Source organism: Candidatus Pelagibacter communis, from assembly GCF_001180025.1.
Classification (GTDB): domain Bacteria; phylum Pseudomonadota; class Alphaproteobacteria; order Pelagibacterales; family Pelagibacteraceae; genus Pelagibacter; species Pelagibacter ubique_A.
Map to the genome: position 1 here is coordinate 132,758 of NZ_CVSK01000067.1, position 24,333 is coordinate 157,090.

The following is a 24,333-nucleotide window of genomic DNA, read 5'->3' on the forward strand; positions in this document are numbered from 1 at the left end:
CAAATAATTAATATATATATATTAACTAAATTAACTTAAGAGGGAAATAATGAAAAAACTTATACTTTCGATTGCAGCTCTTGCATTATTTGCAACTTCTGCTTTCGCTGAAAGATATGTAATGGTCACTCATGGAGAAGGTAAAGATCCTTTTTGGCCAGTAGTTCAAAAAGGTGGTGAAGATGCAGCTAGAGCAATCGGTGCTGACTTCGAATATATCTACAACCCTTCTGCTGATATGGCTGATATGGCAAGCTCAATTCAAGCTGCTGCAGCTACTCAACCAGATGGAATGGTAATTTCTTTACCAGACCCAGATGCATTAGGCCCAGCTATTAAAGCTGCTGTTGCTGCTGGTGTTCCAGTAATTACAATGAACTCTGGTTTAGAGTCTTCTGCTAAACTAGGTGCTTTAATGCACGTTGGTCAGCCTGAATTACTTGCTGGACAAAAAGCTGGTGAAAGAGCAAAAGCTGAAGGTGCTACTAAAGCATTATGTATGATTCAAGAAGCATACAACACAGCTCTTGTAGACAGATGTGAAGGTTACGGTTCTGCTGTTCCTATGCAAATGACTGATACTACATCTGACCCTGCAACTATTCAAACTAGAGCTACTGCTGCTTTACAAGCTAACAGTGATATCAATGCGATCCTTTCAGTAGGACCACACGTATGTGAAGCTGTTGATAAAGCTTTAGTTGATCTTGGTATGACAGTGCATCACTCTTGCTTCGACTTGAGTCCTGCAGTTATGGATTTAATCGGATCTGGAAGAGTTTCTTTCACTATCGATCAACAACAAAGACTACAAGGTTATATGCCAATTATCGTATTACACTTGTACAATAACAGTGCTGGACTTCTTCCAGGAGCTAACATCCCATCAGGACCTGGCTTCGTTGATAAGTCTAACGCTTCTTCAGTTGCTGCTCTTGCAGGAATTGATAGATAATTAAATATAATTTAAAGGGTCGATTTCAAAATCGGCCCTTTTTTTTTATAAATCAACAAACCTTTTTTTTAAATGAATACATCAACAACAAAAAAACCAAGACAAGAGTCAGACAGACAAGGAGAGAAAAAATGGTATTCCGCGTTAACCTCTCGTCCAGAGATCGGACCTTTTGGTGTGATGGTCTTACTTTTTTGTATGTTGGGATACTTTTCAATTCCAGAAGGACAATTTTCTCTTAATCCTTTTTCTGGTGAAGGATTTAACGCTTTAGGAATTAGAAATAATTTTAGGGTAATTGCTCAATTAGGAATCGTAGCACTTGCTGCTGGAATGTTAATTATAGCAGGTGAATTTGATCTTTCCGTTGGTTCAATGATCGGTTTTGCTGGCGGTTGTATGGCAATGATACTAAAATGGGGTTTTGCTGTTGTTATTCCTTACATATCTTTTGAGGGAGGTTTTCATTTTGAAGGATACACATTATTTAAAATCAAAGATGTTTCGCCACTACTAGCAATATTAATTACTTTATGCATGACTTTATCTTTTGGATGGATTCAAGGATGGATAATAGTTAAAAGTGGAATAGCTTCTTTCATTGTTACACTAGGTGGACTTTTCTTTTTAAGAGGATTAACAGAAGTTTCGTATAGAGCTTTTAATAGAGCTCCAGATCAAACTGCTGGATCAACAACTGTTACAGATTTACCAGATATTAAAAACATTATTAATGTACCAGGTCATGGAGAAATGGAAAGAGATGCAGCTAAAGCTTTACCAAATGACCAATTATTAGAAATTCTTAGCACTGTGCCGGCAAGCACGGTAGCAAAATTAACTGAAAAATTAACATATATTAACGAAAAAGTTGCAGCTTTCAAAACTGAAGCAAATGCTGAAAAAATGATTTCAACTTTAGAAAAATCATTAGCTGGAGCAAAAAAATCTGGCAATGATTCAATGGTCGAAATTTTGACAAAGAAAATAGAAGCTGGAGTTAATGTTCCTGATGTTGCTGCAAAAGCGGTTACTGATATTGATATAGCAAGAGCTTACATAGATACAATAGTTACAGCAAGACCGGTTGCTAATTTTTTTGGAGGCGACATTATGGAGCCAGTATTTAATTGGTTATATTTTACAGCAGATTGGAATGTAAATAACTATGGGAACATTTTTGCTAAAGGAATGTATTCTTGTTTAATGATTTGGGGACTTATAGCGTTTATTTGTTATTTAATTTTGAGTAAAACTCAAGCAGGTAATTGGATTTATTCAACTGGTGGAAACCTTAGTGCTGCAAAAGCTAACGGTGTGCCAACTAATAAAGTTAAGATTTCATTATTTATGTTTACTGCGTTCTGCGCAACTATGTTTGCTGCGTGCCAGGTATTTGAAGTTAATACTGCGGATACAGCAAAAGGTAATTTAAAAGAATTAGAAGCAATTGCTGCAGCAGTTATTGGGGGTGTCGTGCTAACAGGAGGTTTTGGAACAATAGGTGGAATTATTCTAGGTACAATTATTTTTGGAATTGCAAAAGAAGCATTCTTTTATATTCCAGGAATTGATGGATCATTCTATAGAGTATTCCTTGGGGCTGTTCTTGTTACTGCTGCCTTAACAAATGAGAATATCAGAAAACGAATTATGGGAAATATCTAATGGATAAAAAACCATTAATTGAAATAAAGAATTTAGTAAAAAAATTTGGAACTTTTACTGCTTTAAATGGTGTTTCATTAGATGTTTATCCGGGCGAAGTTCACGCGCTTTTAGGTGACAATGGTGCTGGCAAGTCAACTTTGATCAAAGTTTTATCCGGAGTTCATCTTATGACAAGTGGAGAAATAAAAGTTGATGGAGAAATTGTTAATTTTTCTACACCGCGTCAAGCATCTGATGCAGGTATTGGAACAGTTTATCAAGATTTAGCACTCAACGCTCTAACATCAGTAACAAGAAATTTTTTTCTTGGACGTGAATTAATAAAAGGACCTAGCGGATTTGGTTTAATGCAAATGGATGAGATGGATAGAATAACAACAGAAGAAATGTCTAAAATTGGAATTAATATTGCAAACCCTAATCAACCAGTTGGAACAATGTCAGGTGGACAAAGACAAACCTTGGCTATTGCGAGAGCAATTTATTTTGGTGCAAAAATATTAATATTAGATGAACCTACGTCAGCATTAGGTCAAAAGCAGCAAATGGAAGTTTTAAAAACAATTAAAAAAGTTCAAAATTTAGGAAATATTGCAATTATACTTATTACACATAATGAAATTCATGCGCGTCTTATAGCTGATCGATTTACTTTTTTAAGTTTAGGAGAAGTAATTGGTTCAGGATTATCTTCAGAACTTGGTGGTGAAGATGTAAAAAGATTGATGGCAGGTGGTGCAAAAATTGGTGATCTTGCCAAAGAATTAGAATTGTAATGAAAGTAAAATATTACGATTTAGAAAATAAAAGAGTATTTATCACTGGGGGAGGATCAGGAATTGGAGCTTCAATTGTTGAACATTTTTGTGAACAAGGTTCAGAGGTTTACTTTATAGATATTAAAGTTTCAGAAGCTGAAAAATTAATTGAAGATATAAAAAATAAAAAATATTCAGTACCAACTTTTATTGAATGTGATTTGTTAAATATAAAACAACTTCAAAAGACAATTGTGGACATAATTGATCAAAAAGGCCCAATTGATATCTTAATTAATAATGCTGCTAACGACACACGACATAAAATTGATGATGTTACAGAGGAATATTGGAATGAAAGAATGAATGTAAACCTAAGACATTATTTTTTCACAGTTCAATCAGTTAAAAAATCAATGATTGAAAATAAAGGTGGTGTAATTGTTAATATAGGATCTTCTTCTTGGATGGTTGGACAAGGTGGGATGGCTGCTTATACAGCTGCAAAATCTGGAGTAGTTGGTTTAACTAGATCATTTGCAAGAGATTTAGGTGAATTTAACATTAGAGTTAACTCAGTAGTACCAGGGTGGGTCTTAACACAAAGACAGATCGATCTTTGGCTAAACGAGGAGTCTGAAAAAGATTTGATGAAAAATCAATGTTTAAAAGAGAGATTGTTGCCTCATGAGCTTGCTCAAGCAGTATTATTTTTTTCATCAGAACAATCAGGCGGATGTACAAATCAATCTTACATTGTTGATAAAGGTTGGTTGTAATAGGCTTTGTGAAAGTACAAAGTTCGACGATAGAAAATAAATATTTAAGAATTAAATCGATTAACATTGGCGCATGTCTGTATGAGGTTTATGACAAGCAAAAGAAAATAAATTTAATCTTAAATCTTGGTCCTACTAAAAATTATGGTAGTAAAAATTTTTACGTAGGTGCTACTTGTGGACGGTATGCAGGTAGAATATCAAATTCAAAATTTAGGATTAAAAATAAGATTTATAAACTTGATGGTAACGAAGGAAAAAATACTTTACATGGAGGAAAAATAGGATTTGATAGATTAGAATGGAAAATAAAATATCATTCTAAAACTAAAATAATCTATCAATTGTTATCTAAAAATTTAGACCAGGGTTTTCCAGGAGACCTAAATTCAGAGTGTTTTTTTGAAATCAAAAACAAAAGTTTATTTATAAAATATCAATATAAATCAAATCATTTAACACATGTAAGTTTAACTAATCATAGTTATTGGAATTTAAATAAAAATAAAAAAGAAACTATTTTTAATCATAATTTAAAAATTAACTCCGAAAAATATCTTGAAGTAAACAATAAATTAATCCCAACTGGAAAAATTAAAAAAGTAAAAAATACTATTAATGACTTTACCAAGTTTCAAAATATTGGAAAAAAAATAAATATAATAAAAAATAAAAAAATAAAGAGAGCATCTAATACAATCAATCAATTAGGATTTGATTTAACATTTTGTATTAAAAAAAATTCCAAAAATTATTTAGCCTCATTAAAAAATAAAAAAACCAATATCCAATTAGATTTTTATTCAAATCTTCCCGGACTACAGCTCTATACTAGCCAGGGTTTACGATATAAAAATAAACTTTCTCCTTACCAGGGTGTTTGTTTAGAAACTCAACATTATCCAGATGCTCCGAATAATAAAAATTTTCCAAGTACTTTAATTAAACCCAAAAAACTTTATAAGTACTTTACAAAAATAAATATTTCATAAAATGAATAAAAAAATAAACATATCAATTGTTGGAACCGGTTTAATGGGATTGCAGCACATAAAAGCAATTTCACAATCTAAAAAAGCTAAACTTCATTCAATAGTAGATATTAGTAACAACGCTAAAAATTTATCAAAAAAATATAAAATACCATTGTATTCAAATGTAGTTGAACTTTTAAACTCACAAAATTTGGATGCAGTAATTGTAGCTACTCCAAATCAACTTCATGAAAAACATACAGTTAGTTTCTTAAAGAGAAAAATTCCAGTATTATTAGAAAAACCTATTTCAGATAACATTAATTCAGCTAAAAGAATTATTAGTAGCGCTAATAAAAATAAAACACCGTTATTGATAGGGTATCATAGAAGACATAACTCAATAGTATCAAAGGTAAAAGATCTTATCGACAAAGGGAAGTTAGGAAACATTGTTTCAGCAAATGTGTTGTGTTGGCTTTATAAACACAAAGCTTATTACAATGAAAAATGGAGAGTTAGGAAAGGTGGAGGGCCTTTAGGTATTAATTTAGTGCATGACATTGATATGATTTGTTATTTATTGGGTTCAATAAAATATGTGCAAGCATTTACAACAAACAAAACTAGAAAATTTCAAGTGGAGGATACAGCTACAATAAGCTTGATCTTTAATTCAGGAGCGCTTTGTACACTTAATTTGTCAGATACAATTGTTGCACCGTGGAGTTATGAATTAACTGCTGGAGAAAATCCTGCATACCCAATTACCAACCAATCTGCTTACATGATTGGAGGTACCAAAGGTTCCTTACAGTTTCCCAATCTTAAATATTGGTTTTATAAAAGAGAACGAAGCTGGTGGAACAAAATTTTTGTTAATGAAGATAAAAACAAAAAAGATGACAATACATTAGTAAATCAAATTGATCATTTTGCTGATGTTGTTGCAAAAAAAGCGAAACCAAAAGTAAATGGAAATGATGGTTTAATCTCTCTTAAAATTTTTGCCGCAATAACTAAAAGTGCAAAAACTGGTAAAAAAGTAAGAATATAAAATTTTTATTAAAATTTAAATCATTCATTGTTTTGACATATTTTATTTGTTAACTTTTTATATGAAAAAAATTATCTTAATTGCTTTATTCAGTCTGTTATTTTTTACAAATTCAAATGCTGCATGCGATGATCCTTTAACAGAAGGTGTTGATTATTCTAATTGTAGATTTTCAGACTCGCAAGATTTACAAGGAAGTTATCTTCCAAATTCAAACCTTTCTTTTGCAAGTTTTATTCAAGTGAATTTTGATAAAAGCATTATGATGACTTCAAATCTTTCATTTGGTACGTTTCCAGAGTCTACTTTTGTAAGAGCCAATCTTTATGAGTCTGTTTCTATCGGCGCAAATTTTGAAAAAACTAATTTTACTGGAGCTAACTTAACTAGAGTTGATTTTATGGGAGCAACCTTAATCGAGGCAAATTTTCAAAACTCTAATTTAATGGAAGCTAACTTTACCTCTTCTAACATCACCAACGCTAATTTTGATGGAGCTAATTTAACTGGAGCAACGTGGACCAATGGTCAAACTTGCGGTCCAGAATCTATTGGTACCTGTAAACAATAATTTATGAACACTTCAGTAAATACTGATGATGTTATTTTTAATTTTTTTAAACAAATTTGTGATGAAAAAGATGATCATAAATGTGTTGCGCTTGGAAATGAATGGATAAAGGCAATGGAAACTAATTTGTCTGAAATGGAAAAGAATCTAAATGGAGCTGATTATATTAAGCATAAAGATGATATTCAAAGTAACAGAAATCATTTGGATAGCCTGAAGAATAAAACATCATCTGAGTGGAGAGAGTATGCAACTCAATGCATGATCGAAATAATGAATCATAAAAGTCAAAAATAATTTAAAAAATAAAATTTAAATCACTAGCTATATCGATTAATATAATATAAAGATTACTAAAAGGGGTGTCTTAACAGACTGAGATTATACCCTAAGAACCTGTCCGGTAATTCAGAAAGGGATATAATGGATAAAACATATTATTTAAATCAATCAACATCATTAATATTAGTAATCGCTATTAGTTTAATATTTGCTTTTTTAGGAATTATTCACTCTAAAAAATTTAAAGGAATTAATAATTATTTAACTGCAAATAGAAACATTGGTTTATTTTCACTTACTACAAGTCTTGTAGCATCAGCTTTAGGAGCTTGGATTTTATTTGGTCCCGTTGCGGCTGCAACCTGGGGCGGAGTAGGTGCTGTGATTGGTTATGCATTAGGCACAGCTTTTCCAATGATTTTCTTAATTTATTTTGGAAAAAAAATTAGAAATGAGTTTTCAAAAGGATCTTCTTTAGTTGAGTTTATGAGAAAGAAATTTGGCAAAAGTCTATTTAAGTTAATTTTGTTAATGACAATCTTTTATATGTTCATTTTTCTTTGTGCGGAAGTAACTGCGGTTGCGGTGTTAATTAATTATATATCAGGAACAGAATTGTGGATTACAGCATTAATAGTTTTGGCAGCTACTTTAAGTTACACACTTTATGGGGGATTAAGAGCGTCCATATATACTGATAATATTCAAATGATTGTAATTGGTGTTTTATTATTTACTCTAATTTCAATTATTAGTTCATCTTCAGGAGATAATTTTTCTTTTTCTTTAATTAAAGAAAAGAATCCGCAATTATTAAGTTCAAATTATATTCCTGGATATACTGCTGGATTAACTTTCTTTATTGCGGTTGCAGCAACAAATTTATTTCATCAAGGAAATTGGCAAAGAGTGTATGCAGCAAAAGATTATCAAACATTAAAAACTGGTTTGATAATTTCTTTCTTTATTATTATTCCAATAGTTTTTTTAATGGGTTTTATTGGAATGGTTTCATTTTCTATGGATCCATCTATTAGACCTGATTTAGGTTTTTTTAGTTTATTATTAAAAAATCAAACTGAAATTTTGTCCTTATTGATTATTATCCTTGGTCTTGCATTAACAATTTCGACTGTTGATACTTTAGTTAATGCTATTTCTAGTTTATTTGTAGTTGATGGCAAAGCAACTTTTAACTTAGATAAAAAAACTGATTACTTAAAAATATCTAAATATTTCATTTTAATGTTGTCTGTAATTGCTTTTGGTATTGCTTCAAAAGGATTTGATATTTTATATTTATTCTTACTTGCAGATTTATTTTGTTGTGCGTTTGTAGTGACTGTTTTTTATAGTTTTTATAATAAAGTGGATGAAAAAACTGCGTATGTTTCAATTATAATTGGTTTAGTTGCTGGATTTTTAATGTTTCCATTTCCAGATTTTTCTAAAAGCTTGTTAGTGGGAGTATTTTTGTCTAAAGACTTGTTTTCACCTTTTATATCTCAATCTTTATTATTTTTATCTTTTGTGATTGCAACTTTCTTGCCTGCAATAATTTTAAAAATTAAATTTAGATAGAAGATTTTAAAGCATCATAAATAAGTTCTTTGGTAGTCTCACCAATACTTCTGTAAACTTCTTTATTATCTTTGAAAATTAAAAGTGTTGTTTGATATTGAACGTTAAAAAATTTAGCAATTTCTTTTTTTGTTACATCAAAAGCAAAGTATTCGATATTATCAAAATCATTTTTTGCTTTTTCAAGAACTTTCATTTGACTTGCACAAGAAGTGCAATATTTAATCCAAGAACTTACAACTACAACTTTTCCTTCCGATAATGCTTTGTCGAATAACTCTTTACTGTAAGTAGTCTCTTTTCCAATAGCATTGGTGCTGAATGCCAATATAAAACAAATAAAAACTAAAAATTTTTTCATAATTCTAAACTGTTAGAGCAAATTTTAATTCATTGTAATACAACAAATTGACCCTATATATGCATAAATCAAATGTCTAGTAATCAAATTAATATAAACAATCTATCTAAAATTTATGACAACGGTTTTGAAGCTTTAAAGAACATAAACCTAAACATCAAAAAAGGTGAAATCTTTGCGATGCTAGGACCTAACGGTGCGGGAAAAACAACACTTATTAGCATTATTTGTGGAATTGTGAGGCCATCATCTGGAAATGTATCAGTTGATAATTTTGATATCGTTAAAGATTATAGAGAAACAAGATCTAAAATAGGTTTGGTTCCTCAAGAATTAACTTTAGAGCAATTCGAAACAGTTTTTAATAATGTTTCTTATTCAAGAGGTTTGTATGGAAAAAAACCTGACCCAAAACATATTGAGAAAGTTTTAAAGGATTTAAGTCTTTGGGATAAAAAGGATTTAAGACTTAGACAGTTATCTGGTGGAATGAAAAGAAGAGTTTTGATTGCAAAAGCATTATCGCATGAACCAACTATTTTATTTTTAGATGAACCAACCGCAGGAGTAGATGTTGAGTTAAGGCAAGACATGTGGAAAGTTGTTGAAAGTTTAAGAAAAACTGGTGTTACAATAATTTTAACCACTCACTATATAGAAGAAGCTGAGGCGATTGCAGATAGAGTAGGAGTGATCAATCAAGGTGAAATTATAGTAGTTGATGAAACAAAAGAATTATTAAAAAAAATGGGTCATAAGAAACTTACTGTAGACTTACAAGAAGAATTAAATGAACTACCAAGTAGTTTAGAAAAATATAATCTTGAAATTGGACAAGATAAAATGTCAATTGACTATACATATAACGTTCAAGCAAAACAAACAGGGATTACAAATTTACTTCAGGATTTAAAAGATGCAGGATTAAAACTTAAAGACCTTAAAACAGAACAGAGTACATTAGAAAAGATTTTTGTCAGTTTAGTAAAGGAAAATAATGAAATTTAATTATTATGCATTTAAAGCAATCTATCTTCATGAAATGGATAGATTTAGAAGAACATTAATGCAATCTTTGTTGTCACCTGTTTTATCAACTTCCTTATACTTTATTGTTTTTGGTTCAGTGATAGGTGGTTATGTTCAAAAAATAGATGGTATTAGCTATGGGTCATATATTGTCCCGGGATTGTTAATGCTTACTCTTTTAACTCAATCAATTAGCAACACCTCATTTGGTATTTTTTTTCCTAAATTTAATGGAACTATTTATGAAATTTTAGCAGCACCAATTTCAACTCTAGAAATAGTTCTTGCTTTTGTAGGTGCAGGGGCAACTAAAACATTAATAGTTGGTCTAATGATTTTTTTAACATCTACTTTTTTTGTTGAAGTTGAAGTCAAATTTCCTTTATTAATGATTTTTCTTTTAGTATTAGTTTCATTTACCTTTGCTTTGTTTGGTTTCCTAATTGGTTTGATGAGTTCAAATTTTGAGCAAATGTCAATTATCCCCTCTTTAGTGATAACACCAATGGTTTTTTTAGGTGGTAGCTTATATTCTTTGGATATGCTTCCTGAGTTCTGGCAAATAGTTACTTATTTTAATCCAGTTGTTTATTTGATTAATGGATTAAGATTTTCTTTTTATGGGGTATCAGATTTTAATATATGGATAAGCGTAGGTTTAATGCTAGCTTTTCTTGCCATTTGTATAGCAATAGTAACTAGTCTACTTAAAAAAGGTTATAATATTAAAGCATAATTATCTCAAAAAAGTAGCCCAATTAAGGGCTACCAAAAAAAATGGAGAGGGAAGTTATTTTTTTTAAAATTGTTCAGATTCTGTTGAGCCTGCCATTGCAGTAGTAGAGCTTTGACCGCTACTGATAGTATTTGATACTGCATCAAAATAAGATGTACCAACTTCTCTTTGGTGTTTAACGCTAGTATAACCATCTTTTTCTCGAGCAAATTCTTGTTGTTGAATTCTAGAGTATGCAGTCATACCTTCTTTTCTGTATTTTTCAGCAAGTTCAAAGATTGCAATATTTTGAGTATGAAAACCAGCAAGAGTAATAAATTGAAATTTATAACCCATTTTTGAAATTTCTTGTTGGAATGAAGCAATTTCATCATCGCTTAAATGTTTTTTCCAATTAAAAGAAGGTGAACAATTATAAGCTAAAAGTTTTCCAGGAAATTTTTCATGTATAGCATCAGCAAACTTTTTAGCTTCAGCTAAATTAGGAGTTGCTGTTTCACACCAAATTAAATCAGCATAAGGAGCATAAGCTAAGCCTCTAGAGATAGCTTGTTCAATTCCATCTTTTACGTAATGAAAACCCTCAGGAGATCTTTCACCTGTTAAAAAAGGTTTATCATTTTCATCAAAATCATTCGTAATTAGTTTTGCAGCATTCGCATCAGTTCTAGCTAAAATTATTAATGGAACCTCTGCAATATCAGCAGCTAATCTTGCAGCTTTAAGATTTTTTACCATTGTTCCTGTTGGAACTAAAACTTTACCACCCATGTGACCACATTTTTTTTCACTAGCCAGTTGGTCTTCAAAATGCACACCTGCAGCACCTGCTCTTATAAATTTTTTAGTTAATTCAAACACATTTAATGGACCACCAAATCCAGCTTCGCCGTCAGCAATAATAGGTAACATGTAATCTGTTCTATCTTCTTTTTTCATATCACCGTCTTGCATTTCCATATGTTGAATTTGATCAGCTCTGATTAAAGAATTATTCATAGACTCAACTAATTTTGGTGCACTGTCATAAGGATATAAAGATTGATCTGGATACATTTCACCAGCTGTATTTGCATCAGCAGCAACTTGCCATCCGCTTAAATAAATTGCTTTTAAACCAGCTTTTGCATGTTGTACTGCTTGATTGCCCGAAAGAGACCCAAGTGTATTTATATAGGGTTCAGAATTTAATAATTTCCAAAGTTTTTGAGATTGGTTTTTGCACAAAGAATATTCAATTTTAATTGAGCCCCTTAATCTTTCAACTTCCTCATCAGTATAGTCTCTTTTTATCCCGGCAAATCTTTTTAAGTCGTATGAGATATTTTCTGCACTCATTTTTTAGTTTCCTTTGTGTTTTAATTTAGAAAATTGAATAAGAAGAATGAATTAGTTGCTATCGTCCAAGGCTTTGATTAGCTCACTCATTCCACTTGAACCCCAATCACAATGATCATCTCTCATGTAGATTCCTCTACTGTTGTGCTGATCTAAGTCCTCTTTTTTGATGATTTGAGCTTCATTTTCTGTGTTTTTTAAATTTTTATCCATGAAAATTATATATTTTACAGAATTTACAAAATCTATAAAAAACTTTAAAAAGCTTTGTAAATAGGGAAAAAATATTGTAAAAATAAATTTACAAAATTTACAAATAGTAAATGTGAGTCAAATAGATTTAAAAATAGGTCCTAAAATCAAGTCTTTTAGAAGACAGCTCGGTCTTCAAGCAAATAAATTAGCAGAAGATTTAAACATTTCTCCAAGTTATTTGAATCTTATTGAAAGTGGAAAAAGAAAAATTGATGGCGATCTACTATTAAACTTATGTGAAAGATTAAATATTCAGTTATCAGATCTTACTTCAAAAACAGATATTAATCTTCAAAATAATATTTCTGAAATTTTAGACGATAGTTTATTTGAAGATTTAGATATTTTAGGACCTGAAGTAAAAGATTTAGTTAGTACTAATCCAAAAATTGGAAAAGCAATTGTAAGACTTGGAGATATTTTAAAGAAAAAAGATCACGAACTAATTAATAAAATTGAAAAAATTTCTGGGAAAATTGTTGATAATAGAAAAAATTCTTTTCCAGGAGAAGTTATTTCAGACTTTTTACAAGATAATAAAAATTATTTTCCTAAATTAGAAGAATTTGCAAATAAAGTATTTGATAAAATTCAAAAAAATAATCGTACAAGATACATTGCTTTGTGTGAATATTTGTATTCAGAATATTCTATTTCTGTAAAAGATGTTATTCCTGATGAAAGCAAACCATTTTCAAAAATTTACAATAAAAATAAAAAAGAGTTATTGCTTAGTGATTATAGTTCACTAGAAACAAAAAAATTACATGCAGCTGCACAAATAGCACAAGAAGGCGCAAATAAAGAAATCGATGACTATCTTTCTAAATTTAGTTTTCCATCTGAGGAGTCAAAAAAGTTAACTAAAGTTGCTTTACTCAATTATTGTGGGGCAGCTATTTTAATGCCTTATAAGTTATTTCATTCTGAGTGCAAGAAACTTAAATATGATTTAGAGTTACTTCAAAATACTTTTGCAACATCTTTTGAACAAGTGGCTCATAGAGTAACTTGTCTTCAAGACCCAAAACTTCCAGGAATTCCTTTTCATTTTTTAAGAGTTGATATGGCAGGTAATATTTCTAAAAGATTTTCTTTATCAGGTATAGATATCCCAAGATATGGCGGTGCTTGTCCACGATGGAATGTTTATTCTGCTTTTACTAGACCAGGGGTTATTCAGGCAGCTGTAAGTAAAATGAATAATGGTGAAAAATACGTTTGTATTGCAAGAACTGTTGAAAAAGGTATTGGACGATTTGGTCAAGCTAAAAGTGTTTTATCTATAGGACTTGGTTGTGATGCAAAATATGCAAAAGATTTTGTTTATACTGAAAACGTAAATATAAATGATAAATCTACTGAAATTCCAATTGGAGTTTCTTGCAGAACCTGTGACAGATTAGATTGTTCACAAAGAGCATTCCCCCCATTACATAAAAAATTTGATGTTGATTTAAATACAAGAGGTGTTTCGGTTTATGTCAGCGATGACAAAGCTTAATTATGATTAAATATATACTGCCAGCTATAATTATTTTTTTAATAGTATTATTCTGGGAACAAATCACTGAGTTTGTAGAAAAAAAATTCAATATTAAGCTAAATTATATTGTTGTTAGCTCCATTATTGCTGCGATAGCAGTTATCCTTTTACTCCTAAATTACTAGGATTTATGAACAGTCTGGAAGTTTCAAATTTTAAAATTGAGGAAACTGAGGGAGTTTTTACCTTTAAAAATGAAAATACAACAATAGGCTTTGTTAGATTTAATGAAAAAGGTGAGGTAGAGTATATTTTTGTTAATCCAATTTTTAGAAAACAAGGGTTAGCAACTAAACTATTACTATTAGTAAAACAAAAAACTGGAAAAGAAATAATACTTCAGGAACCAATTAGCCCTTTAGGATCGAAATTATTAAAATCATTAAATAAATGGAAATAAACTTATTATTTTTTTTTACAGTTGTTCCAGCCATAATTTTATACGGAATTGCAAAATCAGGCCTAGGTGGATCCATGACTTTAATTTCTGTTCCGTTAATGACAATAGTGATGCCGCTAAATCAAGCTTTAGGAATTATTTTACCAATTCTAATTTTTTCAGATTTTATTGCTGTTTATAAATATAGAAAAGAATTTGATTTAGGAACTTTAAAGCTAATGGTTCCATTTGCAGCGATTGGTATAATTATTGGATCTTTAACTTTTTCATATTTTTCAGAAGATTTGTTAAAATTTATAATTGGAGTAATGGGCTTTTTATTTGCAGGCCATTATTTTTTTTTTAAAAAAGACAAAGAAAAACAATCAGAGAAAAATTTTTTAAAAGGTGGAGCTTGTTCTGTGGTTGCAGGTTTTACAAGTTTTTGTGTGCATGCTGGAGGAACTCCAACCAGTCTTTACTTACTTCCACTTAGAATGAAAAAAGAAATATATGTTGGAACAAGAATATTTTTTTTCACTTTTGTGAATTTAATTAAACTTCCTTTGTATATTAATTTGTCTATGACAAATTTAGAATCTTTTAAACATTCAGCTATATTATTTCCAGTTGCTTTATTAGGAATATTGATTGGATATAAATTACTTAAAATTATAGAAGAAAAATTATTTTATAATTTTATATATGCTCTAATTTTCGTAACTAGTTCAAAGCTTTTATACGATTATCTAATATGATTTTTTTACACATACTAAATTTTGAATAAATGTTTAAATTATTTAAATCATGAAAAAAAAATTCAATCCAAGAATTAAAGCTAGATTAAGAAAAAATAGACAAGTCTTAAGTAAAAATATCGATAACTTTTTTGGTTGGGTTAAAGGTGCAAAACTTGTTGAGCTAAAAGAATGTAATACAGATGAAGATCCTGTAAGACCGGAGTTAGATAATAAGTTTAGAACGGGATACGGAAGAAAAATTTTTGGAGTTGAATACAAAGGAGAAATTCATGCTGTCATGTGTTTTGCTTACACAAATGAAATTCCAAAAAGTGTTGAAGAATTAGAAAAACTTAGCACTGATGCATTTCTACAAACTGCTATGCGAGATCAGGCTGGTGGTCAAATAGCAATTGCTTACACTGTATGGTCTAAAAAAAAGGGTGGAGGAAAATTAATAGTAAAAGAAGTATTCAAAAAAATAAAAAAATCTAATCATTTAAATAGATTAGTAACCCTGTCACCTTTAACAGAAATGGCAACTAATTTTCATGAGAGAAATGGAGCTAAATTAATTCAAATTAATGAAACTACACAAAATTTCGAATATAAAGTTATGTAATAATGAAAATTATTAAACTTTATCTTATAGTATTTTGTACTTTATTTGTTTTACCTTATTCTACAGTTATGGCTTACGAAGAAGCTAATTATGAAATTGTCTCTAAAAATGAAGTTTATGAGATTAGAAAATATTCAGATCGTTTAGCGGTGGAAACAATGACATCTGGAATAGATAGTAATTTTAGAAAACTATTTAATTACATTTCAGGCAGAAACGATACACAAGAGAAAATTAAAATGACAACACCAGTTACTCAAGTTGAGAAAAATGGAAATATGAGTATGCAATTTTATTTACCTTCTAAATTTAATTCAGAAAATGCTCCAAATCCAAGTAGGGAAGATGTTAAAATAGTTAATATCGAAGGAGGTTACTACGCAGTGCTGAGGTATTCTGGACGAGCATCAGATAGAAATTTTCTTAAGCATAAAGAAATTTTAGAAAAAGAGTTGCAAAAAAACAATATATCAATCATAAGCGCTCCAATTAGAGCAACATATGACAGTCCATTTACTCTTCCAATGAATAGAAGAAATGAGGCTATGTTTAAAGTAGAATTAAATTGAAGAAACCTAAATTTAAAGCAATGGTGTTATCTTGTATGGATCCAAGATTTCAACATATAGTTTATAATCATTTAAAGAAAAAAAAATTAACAGGAAAATATAGTGCATTCACAATTGCAGGTGCAGCTGTTGGTGTTACACATAATAAATTCAAAAAATGGCATAAAACATTTTATGATAATTTAGGAACTTCTATTCAATTACATAAAATAGAAAAATTAATTGTCATTAATCATAATGATTGTGGTGCAGCTAAAATTGCTAATGGAAATAAAGAGTTTAGCCTAGTCAATGAAAAAAAAATTCATAAAGAGTCATTCTCTAAAATTAAAAAACAAATAAAAAAAAGATTTCCAAAATTGAAAGTAGAATTAAATTTAATTTCTTTGGATAGTAAAATTACCAAAATTTAATTATTGATTTCTTATTAAAGGATAAACTTTAGGATTTAGATATTTTAAGTTTGTTAGCAATATTAAAATTAAAGTAACAAAGCCAATTGAAAATCCTAAATAGATCAAAACTTTAAAGTCAAACATCCACACTAGCTCAAAAATATTTTCTATAATAAATTTTGAACCAATCACTGCAAAAAATATTGCAATCAAAATTACAGATTTAAAAATAATGATGAATTCAATTAACGATGAAAAAACAATTTGTTTTTTTGAAAAACCTAAAATTTTAAAAACTAAATTTTGATATTCTTTTACTTTTCCTTGGACCATAATTGCGCTCGAAATTACGATTAACCCTATAACAATAGTAACTGCTGAAATTAAAGTAACTGCAATAAATACTTTATTTAAAACAGCTGTAACTTTAGATAAATAATCTGCAATTTTTATCATTGATAAACTTGGCATAATTTCAAGCATTTCAGTTTCATCAAATTTATTTGAATTAAATTTTGCAGTAGCTAAATATTCGTGTGGAATATTTTTTGCAAATTGCGGATTAAATAACATTGCAAAATTGATACTTAAATCTCGATAATCTACTTCTCTAAAATTAATTACTTCACCTTCAATTTCACGTCCATAAACATTTAAAGTAAAAATATCACCTAGCTGGATGTTTAAATCTTTAGCAACTTTTGCATCAAGAGATATTTGAAGTTGATTAGGGTTTGATAAATCCCACCATTTACCTTCTAAAATTGGATTATCTTCAGGTACATTTTCCACCCAAGAAGATCTTCGTTCACTACCAATTACCCAATAACTATCATTATCTGGTTTAATATAGGTGTTAGGATCTACACCATTAATTTTTACAATTCCAGAAGATACCATAGGCACAATTTCAATAGATGCATTGGGATCCATATTTAAAATACCTTGCTCAAATTTCTCTCTTTCTCCTTTTTGAATACCGACAAAGAAATAATCAGGTGCAATATCAGGAATAGATTTAGCAATTTCTCTTTGAAAATTTGTACCAACTAAGGCTAGGGTTAATAACAAAGTAACCCCTAAGCCAAGAGACATAACTGTAATTGGAGTTATACTTTTTGTTTGGGTAATATTTTTAATTGAAACTTTTAAAGAAATTATTGGACTTGATTTGAATTTTTTAAGAAAAAAAATGATTAATTTTGAAAGTAAGAAAAATACAATTAAACAAACAAAAAAAGCAGCAAAGTAGCCCAAGCTATAAGAAGGTTGTTCAGATCCAATTGTGAATAATAAAATTAAGATAGATAATAAAACAAAGCTTAGAACAACCGATCTCTTAGAGTAATAAAATTGAAGGTTTTGAAATACGTTTCTAAATAAATTAGATGCTTTAACTTGATCAATAGAACTAATTGTCGGAATAGAAAAAATTATCAGCACCAATAATCCTACTAAAAATATTTTTAAAAAATTCAGCAATGAAAACACTGGATAAACATTCAATCCTAATCCATCAGATAAATATTTATCTGCTATTGGTACAATTAAAAAACTCGATCCATAAGCAACAACAGTGATGATAAATAAAAGTATAAATAATTGCAGGTAGTATAGTGTTTTAATATTACCTGAATAAAAGCCAACTGCTTTTCGTACAGCTATCGACATATTGTTTTGATTAATAAAAGAGAGCAAAGTATTTGCTATTCCAATACCTGCTATTAACATTGCACTAATAGATACAAGAGATAAAAATTGAGAAAAATTATTAATAATTCTCTTTATTCCACTTGCAGAATTTTCAGGATATCTAAGTTTAACTTTTTGATCGTTTTTAAAGATTTCTTCAATTCGTTGTTCAATTTCTTCTGGCTTATCATTTTCATTGAACTTTACTTTGTATTCATAGTTTAAAAAGCTTCCAATTCCGTTTAGTTTTAAAATTTCTAAAGTTTGTTTTCCTGCTAAAGCCCAATCGCCAAATGCAACAAATCCACTTACATCTGGTACTGATTTAATAATTCCAATTACTGTAAAATTTTGATCTTGAACTTTTACTATTTCATTAATTTTAATATTTAGGGTTTTTGATAAACTTTCATTGATCAGGATAGTGTTAGGCTCTTTTTGCATTCTTTCATAAGCACCAATTGGCTCATAAACAACATTTCCATATAAAGGATATTTTTCATCTACAGTTTTAATTCTAGTAAATAATGATTTATTTTTTTCTCTGGCAGTAGTTGAAAGCATAGTACTGAACTCAATCATTTGAGAAACAGTTGCAAATTCTTTTACTTGGTTAACTAAATCTAAATTTCCTTGATTACGATTGTAATCAATCTCTAAATCCCCACCTAAAAGTGCTTTGGCATTATCATTCAGTTCTTTTTTAAGACTATCTTCAATTGTGAAAATAGCACTTAAGATAAATAAACTTATAAAGAGGGTAACAATGATACTGGAAATTTTATAATAATTTCTGCTCAAGTCTTTTAAAGCATATTTGAAAATCAAACTAAATTCTGAAGGATTATTTAATTTTTCCATCTTTAATTTTTATTTTTCTTTTAGCTTTGTCAGCAAGTTTAGGGTCATGGGTTACCATGATTAAAGAAGAACCTTCTTCTTTGACGTAATTAAATAAAATATTTGCAATCATGATAGAATTTTCAGTATCTAAGTTTCCAGTTGGTTCATCTGCTAAGATTAATTCAGGCTTCATCGCAATTGCTCTAGCGATAGCAACCCTTTGTTGTTCACCACCTGATAATTGACTTGGTAGATTATTAAAACGATGTTTCAAACCAAAACGATCTAATAAAGTTTTTGCTTCTTTTTCTGGATCTTTAAAATTATTAAGCTCAAGCGTTAAAGCAACATTTTCAACCGCTGTATAATTAGGAATTAGATAAAATGACTGAAATATTATTCCAATATTTTTCTTTCTTATCTCAGATACTTGGTCTTCACTAAGGCCTGTTATGTCTCGATCATTAAAAATTATTTTACCAGAAGTTGGTTTTTCTAAGCCTCCAATTAACATTATTAAACTTGTTTTCCCTGAGCCGCTTTCTCCAACTACTGAAACAGTTTCTTTTTTCTTAATATTTAAATCAATATTCTTTAAAACACTTATACTATCTTTGCCAGTTTGGTATTTGAGATTTATTTTTTTTAATTTAAGAAGAGTACTCATGAACAAAAGTTTATTTACAAAAATTTTGATAATCTTTCTAGTGCACATAAACGCAAGTGCAATAGAAAAGGTAGTTTTATTTGGTGATAGTTTGATGGCCGGTTATGGATTACCTAAAGAACAGCATTTATCAATAGTTTTAGAAAATAATCTTAAGCAAGCTGGGTTAAATATTAAAATCATTAATGGAAGTGTCTCTGGTAGCACGTCATCAGGTGGATTAAATAGAGCTGATTGGAGTTTATCAGAGCCAGGTATTGATTTAATTATTTTAGGATTAGGTGCTAATGATATGCTTAGAGGAATCCAACCAGAGGAAACAGAAAAAAATTTAGAAAAAATAATAAAAGTTGCTCAGAATAAAAAAATTAAAATTATTTTAGCTGGAATGATGGCACCAGATACTCATGGGGAAAAATATAAAAAAGAGTTTGATGCTATTTATCCAAAGTTATCAAAAAAATATAATTTAGCGTTAATCCCATTTCTTCTTGAAGGTGTGGCACTTAATCCAAGTTTAAATCAACAGGACGGTATACACCCCAACAAAGATGGAACAATAAAAGTAAGTGAAACAATACAAAAAAGTATTATTAATATAATAAATTAAATGAAAATCTTTCTATCAATATTTAGCTTATTATGTTGTTTTAGTTTTGCTCAAGCTCAAAATACAAATATTACACTAAATTCTGATTTGAACTTAAATTGTAAATTTGAAAAAGTAATTTTAAAAAATCCAGACCATAACTTTGAATCTTTCACAAAAGATCAAATTAAAAGAAAAGATATTAATAAGTTAATAATCGAGTCTAAAACACCAGACATTCTAAATGTTAAAAATTTATCAGAATTTTTTAATAAAATTGATTTAGAGGTTAAAATTTCGAATAAGGATATATTCTTAATTCAAGCATTCGATAAAGAGAGGAATTATTCTGAGTCTGCAGTCTATACTAGAAAAACTGGCGAACTTATTCATGAAATCACAACCAATATAAAACAAGAGGAAAAAGAAAAAGATATTTCTTTTTATAGTTGTAAAAATAACAACAAAGACACTTAAGACCAAAGACTCTAATTCTAATATTTGATAATATCTCAATATGAAGAGGTTATTCTTAATAATTTTGTTTTATTTATTTTCACAAGTTAGTTCTTTAGCAAACGAAAGAGATACTAGACTGAACCAATTATTTAATGAGTTAAAAGCAAATAAATCAAAAGTAGCTTTTATAATTGAAAAAGAAATTTGGGCCTTGTGGAGCACCCATCCAACAGATGAAAAACTTACTGCAAGACTAGAGGAGGGTTCTCAATTTGTGAGAGACCAAAACTATATAAAAGCAAAAGATATTTTTACTGAGGTTATTAATCTAGATCAAAGTTGGGCTGAAGCTTGGAATAAAAGAGCAACTGTGCTTTATATGCTAGGAGAATTTGAAAAATCTCAAAATGATATAGATCAAGTATTAGCCTTAGAACAAAGACACTTTGGAGCTTTAGCAGGGCAGGGTTTAGTAAATATTCAGCTAAAGAATTATGAAAAAGCAATAAGAAGTTATGAGCAAGCGCAAGAAATTTACCCTGCTATGAGATCACCAAAAATAATGATTAAGCAAATAGAAGAATTAATGAAACAACAAACAATATAATGTGTGGAAGATACGTAGTAAAAAATCCCGTAACAAAAACAAATAAATTAGTAAAATCTGCAATTCAGGTTGAAGATACTGAAAACTATAACGCTCATCCATATCAAAAACTACCTGTAATAAAAAAATATAAAAATGGAAATACTTTAGAAAATCTACAATGGGGTTTAGTTCCAGGTTGGGCTAAAGACAAAGATTTTAAAGCTTTGATTAATGCAAGACTTGAGACCATTGATGAAAAAGTTTCATTTAAAAAATTGATAAAAAACAACCGATGTGTTGCAGTTGCAGATGGTTTTTATGAGTGGAAAAGAGAAGAAAAAGAAAAAACTCCTCATTATTTTACCCGTGAAGATACTAATCCTATTTATTTTGCTGGCATCTTTGAAAATGATCAGTTCTGTTTGATTACAGAGGAAGCAAAAGAAAATATAAATGAAATTCATCACAGACAACCAGTTATTTTAAATCAAGCTGATATTAATCGTTATTTAAATTTAGAATTACAAGGTTCTACATTTTTAAAGGAACGTAAAATTCCTAATTTAATTTTTCATGAAGTTTCAAAAGATGTTAATAAACCTACAAATAATAGCGCGTCCTTAATTCAAAAAGTTTAATTAGTCTCTAAAATTAACAAAATCAATTGGAAGCCCAATATCAATTGCTTTGATTGCACCGATAGCTTCTTGAAGATCATCTTTTTTTTTGCCATCTACTCTTAATTCATCACCTTGAATTTTAATTTGAATTTTTAGTTTTAGTTTTTTGATATCAGCAATAACTTTTTTAGCATTTTCTTGACTAATTCCTTCTTTTAATTCACTGACTTGTCTAATAGATCCTCCTGACGCTCCTTCAGAAGTTTTAACTTCTAAAACCCTTGGATCTACTTTTCGTCTAACCAAATGAGTTTGCAACAATTCATTTACTTGCTTTAATTTTAATTCATCAGATGCATTAGTAGTCACCGTCTTATCTTTTCGTTCAATTGAAATATGAAGTCCTTTAAAATCATAACGGTTACTGATTTCTCTTAAACAATTAGCTAAAGCATTATCAAATTCTTGATAATTTATTTTACTAATTACATCAAATGAAGGCATATTTATATTATACAGTATTAATGACCAAAATTTAAACTAAAATATAAATTCTAGCAATAATAAGGCATTTTAGCTTATTGAGTTAATTGTAAATAATAATATATTTAATGCATGCTTAGTTATATCATTCCATTTTTAATACTTATCTTGGTAGTCGTTTTTATACATGAATATGGACACTACTATTTTGCAAGAAAATATGGAGTAGGTGTTACAGATTTTTCAATTGGTTTTGGTAAAGAGTTATTTGGTTGGAATGATAAATCAGGCACAAGATGGAAAATATGTGCAATTCCTCTAGGTGGATATGTAAAATTTTTTGGAGATAGGAATGTTTATTCACAAGCTGATCATCAAGAAATATTAGAAAAATATAATGAACAGGAACGGGAAAAATTATTTATTTTAAAACCTTTATATCAGAGAGTTTTAATCGTATTTGGTGGACCTTTGGCTAATTTTTTATTAGCTTTAGTAATATTTTTTTCAATCTATACCTTTGTAGGTAAAGATTTTACTCCCGCAGTCATTAATGAAGTTCAGAAAGATAGTCCCGCAATGGTAGGAGGGCTAAAAGCTGAGGATATAATTTTAGAAATAGATGGTAATGAAGTTAAAAGCATTATGGAAGTTTCTAAATTTATCACGATGTCTACTGGTGATTTTATAGATTTCAAAGTTAAGCGTTCCTATGATGAATTAATACTAAAAGTAAAACCCAATATTGTTGAAGGTGATGACGGATTAGGGAATAAAATAAATAAAAGAATGGTAGGTATTAAGCTTGGTGCCTATAATAATAAAGTTAACCATGTTAAATTAGGACCTGCACAGGCTTTATATCATGCAGGTTATGAAGTTTATTTTGTAAGTATTTCCTCACTTAAATACATCGGGGGAATGATTTTAGGTAAAGCAGATACATCTCAATTAGGAGGTCCAATTAGAATTGCAAAAATTTCAGGACAAGTTGCAACCTTTGGAGTGTTGGCATTCATTAGTATGATGGCCTATATTTCAATAAGTTTAGGACTTATTAATCTATTTCCAATACCAATGTTAGATGGAGGACATTTAATGTTTTATGCATTTGAAAAAGTTTTAGGCCGACCTTTATCTCAAAAAACTCAAGAAGGATTTTTTCGAATCGGATTGTTTTTGTTGCTATCATTGATGTTTTTCACCACATTTAATGATCTAAAAGACCTAGGTTTATTTAGATAATTCACATTTTTAAACTTATAAAAAAGTCAATAAATTCAACGCTAATTTGAGTTTTTACAAGATATTGTATGTTTAAAAAAACTAAACACTAAAAAAAAGCTTGATTTATCAACGTTTATGAGAAGTATAAATATTAACCAACAAAACCGGAGCTAAAATGAACAAAAAACAACTAATTGCTAAGCTTTCTGGCTCATTAAATTTGAGCAAAGCAGATGCTGAGCGAACTTTTGATACAATTACCAACACTATTTTAGATGCTCTAAAAGGTGATGACTCAGTAAAAATTGCTGGGTTTGGTACGTACAAAGTAGCTAAGAGAAAAGCAAGAGTTGGAAGAAACCCTAGAACGGGTGAGCAGATTCAAATTGCTGCTTCTCAAAAGGTAAAATTCTTACCAGCTAAAGCTTTAAAAGAAGTATTCAACAGATAATATTTTTTTTTAACAGCCCTAACGTTTTCAAAACACGTTCAGGGCTGTTACTATATGCAAAAACTGCATAGCCAATTTTCCTAATCAGCGTTAGTTTTAAAAATTAATAAAACTA

29 protein-coding genes are annotated in these 24,333 nt (G+C 29.4%); 23 read left to right on the forward strand and 6 right to left on the reverse strand.

All coding sequences use genetic code 11. The features are described from left to right. Positions 1-49: 49 nt before the first annotated feature. From AMN83_RS03750 to AMN83_RS03790, 9 genes are all read left to right on the forward strand, one after another. A complete protein-coding gene (locus AMN83_RS03750) occupies positions 50-955 on the forward strand; it encodes a sugar ABC transporter substrate-binding protein (RefSeq protein WP_075504337.1) in 906 nt (301 codons plus the stop codon). A 72-nt stretch (positions 956-1,027) separates the two neighbouring features. Continuing rightward, positions 1,028-2,623, forward strand: a complete 1,596-nt coding sequence (locus AMN83_RS03755; protein ID WP_075504338.1) for an ABC transporter permease — start codon at positions 1,028-1,030, stop codon at positions 2,621-2,623. Then, on the forward strand, positions 2,623-3,402 hold the full coding sequence (locus AMN83_RS03760) for an ATP-binding cassette domain-containing protein (protein ID WP_075504339.1): 780 nt from the start codon (positions 2,623-2,625) through the stop codon (positions 3,400-3,402). The genes AMN83_RS03755 and AMN83_RS03760 overlap by 1 nt, the downstream gene beginning before the upstream one ends. Beyond that, a complete protein-coding gene (locus tag AMN83_RS03765) occupies positions 3,402-4,163 on the forward strand; it encodes an SDR family NAD(P)-dependent oxidoreductase (protein ID WP_075504340.1) in 762 nt (253 codons plus the stop codon). Before AMN83_RS03760 ends, AMN83_RS03765 begins: the two co-directional genes overlap by 1 nt. An 8-nt stretch (positions 4,164-4,171) precedes the next feature. Beyond that, positions 4,172-5,155 carry an aldose epimerase family protein gene (locus AMN83_RS03770; RefSeq protein ID WP_179850413.1) on the forward strand — a complete coding sequence of 328 codons (984 nt, stop codon included), beginning with the start codon at positions 4,172-4,174 and terminating at the stop codon, positions 5,153-5,155. A 1-nt stretch (position 5,156) separates the two neighbouring features. Continuing rightward, entirely contained in the window at positions 5,157-6,194 is a 1,038-nt protein-coding gene (locus tag AMN83_RS03775) for a Gfo/Idh/MocA family protein (protein WP_075504342.1), read from the forward strand. 61 nt (positions 6,195-6,255) lie between these two features. Beyond that, positions 6,256-6,765: a pentapeptide repeat-containing protein gene (locus AMN83_RS03780; protein ID WP_075504343.1), complete on the forward strand. Its 510-nt coding sequence runs from the start codon at positions 6,256-6,258 to the stop codon at positions 6,763-6,765. Positions 6,766-6,768: 3 nt separating this feature from the next. After that, positions 6,769-7,062 (forward strand): hypothetical protein, encoded by a 294-nt coding sequence (locus AMN83_RS03785; RefSeq protein ID WP_075504344.1) that lies wholly within the window; start codon positions 6,769-6,771, stop codon positions 7,060-7,062. 126 nt (positions 7,063-7,188) lie between these two features. Then, positions 7,189-8,628 (forward strand): sodium:solute symporter family transporter, encoded by a 1,440-nt coding sequence (locus AMN83_RS03790; RefSeq protein ID WP_075504345.1) that lies wholly within the window; start codon positions 7,189-7,191, stop codon positions 8,626-8,628. Here the strand turns inward: AMN83_RS03790 and AMN83_RS03795 are convergent. Then, a complete protein-coding gene (locus tag AMN83_RS03795; protein WP_075504346.1) occupies positions 8,621-8,989 on the reverse strand; it encodes a thioredoxin family protein in 369 nt (122 codons plus the stop codon). The genes AMN83_RS03790 and AMN83_RS03795 overlap by 8 nt on opposite strands. A 72-nt stretch (positions 8,990-9,061) precedes the next feature. Between AMN83_RS03795 and AMN83_RS03800 the strand changes: the two genes are divergently transcribed. Beyond that, positions 9,062-9,997, forward strand: coding sequence for an ABC transporter ATP-binding protein (locus AMN83_RS03800; RefSeq protein WP_075504347.1), 936 nt, complete (start codon positions 9,062-9,064; stop codon positions 9,995-9,997). Continuing rightward, positions 9,987-10,754, forward strand: coding sequence for an ABC transporter permease (locus AMN83_RS03805; RefSeq protein ID WP_075504348.1), 768 nt, complete (start codon positions 9,987-9,989; stop codon positions 10,752-10,754). Before AMN83_RS03800 ends, AMN83_RS03805 begins: the two co-directional genes overlap by 11 nt. Before the next feature lie 63 nt (positions 10,755-10,817). Here the strand turns inward: AMN83_RS03805 and aceA are convergent, their stop codons facing one another. Together aceA and AMN83_RS05220 are read right to left on the reverse strand one after the other, a co-directional pair. Continuing rightward, on the reverse strand, positions 10,818-12,092 hold the full coding sequence (aceA, locus tag AMN83_RS03810; protein ID WP_075504349.1) for an isocitrate lyase: 1,275 nt from the start codon (positions 12,090-12,092) through the stop codon (positions 10,818-10,820). Between the two features lie 51 nt (positions 12,093-12,143). Continuing rightward, positions 12,144-12,305 carry a hypothetical protein gene (locus AMN83_RS05220; RefSeq protein ID WP_023854007.1) on the reverse strand — a complete coding sequence of 54 codons (162 nt, stop codon included), beginning with the start codon at positions 12,303-12,305 and terminating at the stop codon, positions 12,144-12,146. A 112-nt stretch (positions 12,306-12,417) separates the two neighbouring features. On the opposite strand from AMN83_RS05220, the gene AMN83_RS03815 reads away from it, so the two are divergent. The 6 genes from AMN83_RS03815 (at position 12,418) to AMN83_RS03840 (ending at position 16,616) form a co-directional block, all read left to right on the forward strand. Next, positions 12,418-13,851: a helix-turn-helix domain-containing protein gene (locus AMN83_RS03815; protein ID WP_075504350.1), complete on the forward strand. Its 1,434-nt coding sequence runs from the start codon at positions 12,418-12,420 to the stop codon at positions 13,849-13,851. Between the two features lie 172 nt (positions 13,852-14,023). Beyond that, complete coding sequence (locus AMN83_RS03820; RefSeq protein WP_075504351.1) at positions 14,024-14,293, forward strand: GNAT family N-acetyltransferase; 270 nt, start codon at positions 14,024-14,026, stop codon at positions 14,291-14,293. Beyond that, on the forward strand, positions 14,284-15,030 hold the full coding sequence (locus tag AMN83_RS03825; RefSeq protein ID WP_075504352.1) for a sulfite exporter TauE/SafE family protein: 747 nt from the start codon (positions 14,284-14,286) through the stop codon (positions 15,028-15,030). The genes AMN83_RS03820 and AMN83_RS03825 overlap by 10 nt, the downstream gene beginning before the upstream one ends. Before the next feature lie 49 nt (positions 15,031-15,079). After that, positions 15,080-15,634 (forward strand): hypothetical protein, encoded by a 555-nt coding sequence (locus AMN83_RS03830; protein WP_075504353.1) that lies wholly within the window; start codon positions 15,080-15,082, stop codon positions 15,632-15,634. Positions 15,635-15,636: 2 nt separating this feature from the next. Continuing rightward, positions 15,637-16,203: an SOUL family heme-binding protein gene (locus tag AMN83_RS03835; RefSeq protein WP_075504354.1), complete on the forward strand. Its 567-nt coding sequence runs from the start codon at positions 15,637-15,639 to the stop codon at positions 16,201-16,203. Beyond that, the gene (locus AMN83_RS03840) at positions 16,200-16,616 is read left to right on the forward strand and encodes a carbonic anhydrase (RefSeq protein ID WP_256998068.1); all 417 of its coding nucleotides are present in this window, start codon (positions 16,200-16,202) and stop codon (positions 16,614-16,616) included. The genes AMN83_RS03835 and AMN83_RS03840 overlap by 4 nt, the downstream gene beginning before the upstream one ends. Here AMN83_RS03840 and AMN83_RS03845 read toward each other — a convergent pair whose 3' ends face one another. Together AMN83_RS03845 and AMN83_RS03850 are read right to left on the reverse strand one after the other, a co-directional pair. Then, a complete protein-coding gene (locus AMN83_RS03845) occupies positions 16,617-19,151 on the reverse strand; it encodes an ABC transporter permease (protein WP_075504355.1) in 2,535 nt (844 codons plus the stop codon). Continuing rightward, the gene (locus AMN83_RS03850) at positions 19,135-19,800 is read right to left on the reverse strand and encodes an ABC transporter ATP-binding protein (RefSeq protein WP_075504356.1); all 666 of its coding nucleotides are present in this window, start codon (positions 19,798-19,800) and stop codon (positions 19,135-19,137) included. The genes AMN83_RS03845 and AMN83_RS03850 overlap by 17 nt, the downstream gene beginning before the upstream one ends. Here AMN83_RS03850 and AMN83_RS03855 point away from each other — a divergent pair. Genes AMN83_RS03855 through AMN83_RS03870 form a run of 4 tightly spaced genes read left to right on the forward strand, consistent with a single transcriptional unit; the run spans position 19,799 to position 22,075 of the window. After that, on the forward strand, positions 19,799-20,410 hold the full coding sequence (locus AMN83_RS03855) for an arylesterase (RefSeq protein WP_075504357.1): 612 nt from the start codon (positions 19,799-19,801) through the stop codon (positions 20,408-20,410). The two genes, AMN83_RS03850 and AMN83_RS03855, sit on opposite strands and share 2 nt — an antisense overlap. After that, entirely contained in the window at positions 20,411-20,866 is a 456-nt protein-coding gene (locus tag AMN83_RS03860) for a hypothetical protein (RefSeq protein ID WP_075504358.1), read from the forward strand. Between the two features lie 40 nt (positions 20,867-20,906). After that, positions 20,907-21,455 carry a tetratricopeptide repeat protein gene (locus AMN83_RS03865; protein ID WP_075504359.1) on the forward strand — a complete coding sequence of 183 codons (549 nt, stop codon included), beginning with the start codon at positions 20,907-20,909 and terminating at the stop codon, positions 21,453-21,455. Continuing rightward, positions 21,455-22,075 carry an SOS response-associated peptidase gene (locus AMN83_RS03870; RefSeq protein ID WP_075504360.1) on the forward strand — a complete coding sequence of 207 codons (621 nt, stop codon included), beginning with the start codon at positions 21,455-21,457 and terminating at the stop codon, positions 22,073-22,075. Before AMN83_RS03865 ends, AMN83_RS03870 begins: the two co-directional genes overlap by 1 nt. Here the strand turns inward: AMN83_RS03870 and AMN83_RS03875 are convergent, their stop codons facing one another. After that, the gene (locus AMN83_RS03875; RefSeq protein WP_075504361.1) at positions 22,076-22,561 is read right to left on the reverse strand and encodes a YajQ family cyclic di-GMP-binding protein; all 486 of its coding nucleotides are present in this window, start codon (positions 22,559-22,561) and stop codon (positions 22,076-22,078) included. 111 nt (positions 22,562-22,672) lie between these two features. Between AMN83_RS03875 and rseP the strand changes: the two genes are divergently transcribed. Continuing rightward, on the forward strand, positions 22,673-23,785 hold the full coding sequence (rseP, locus tag AMN83_RS03880) for an RIP metalloprotease RseP (protein WP_075504362.1): 1,113 nt from the start codon (positions 22,673-22,675) through the stop codon (positions 23,783-23,785). A gap of 157 nt (positions 23,786-23,942) precedes the next feature. After that, positions 23,943-24,218: an HU family DNA-binding protein gene (locus tag AMN83_RS03885; RefSeq protein WP_023853992.1), complete on the forward strand. Its 276-nt coding sequence runs from the start codon at positions 23,943-23,945 to the stop codon at positions 24,216-24,218. Positions 24,219-24,333: the final 115 nt, after the last annotated feature.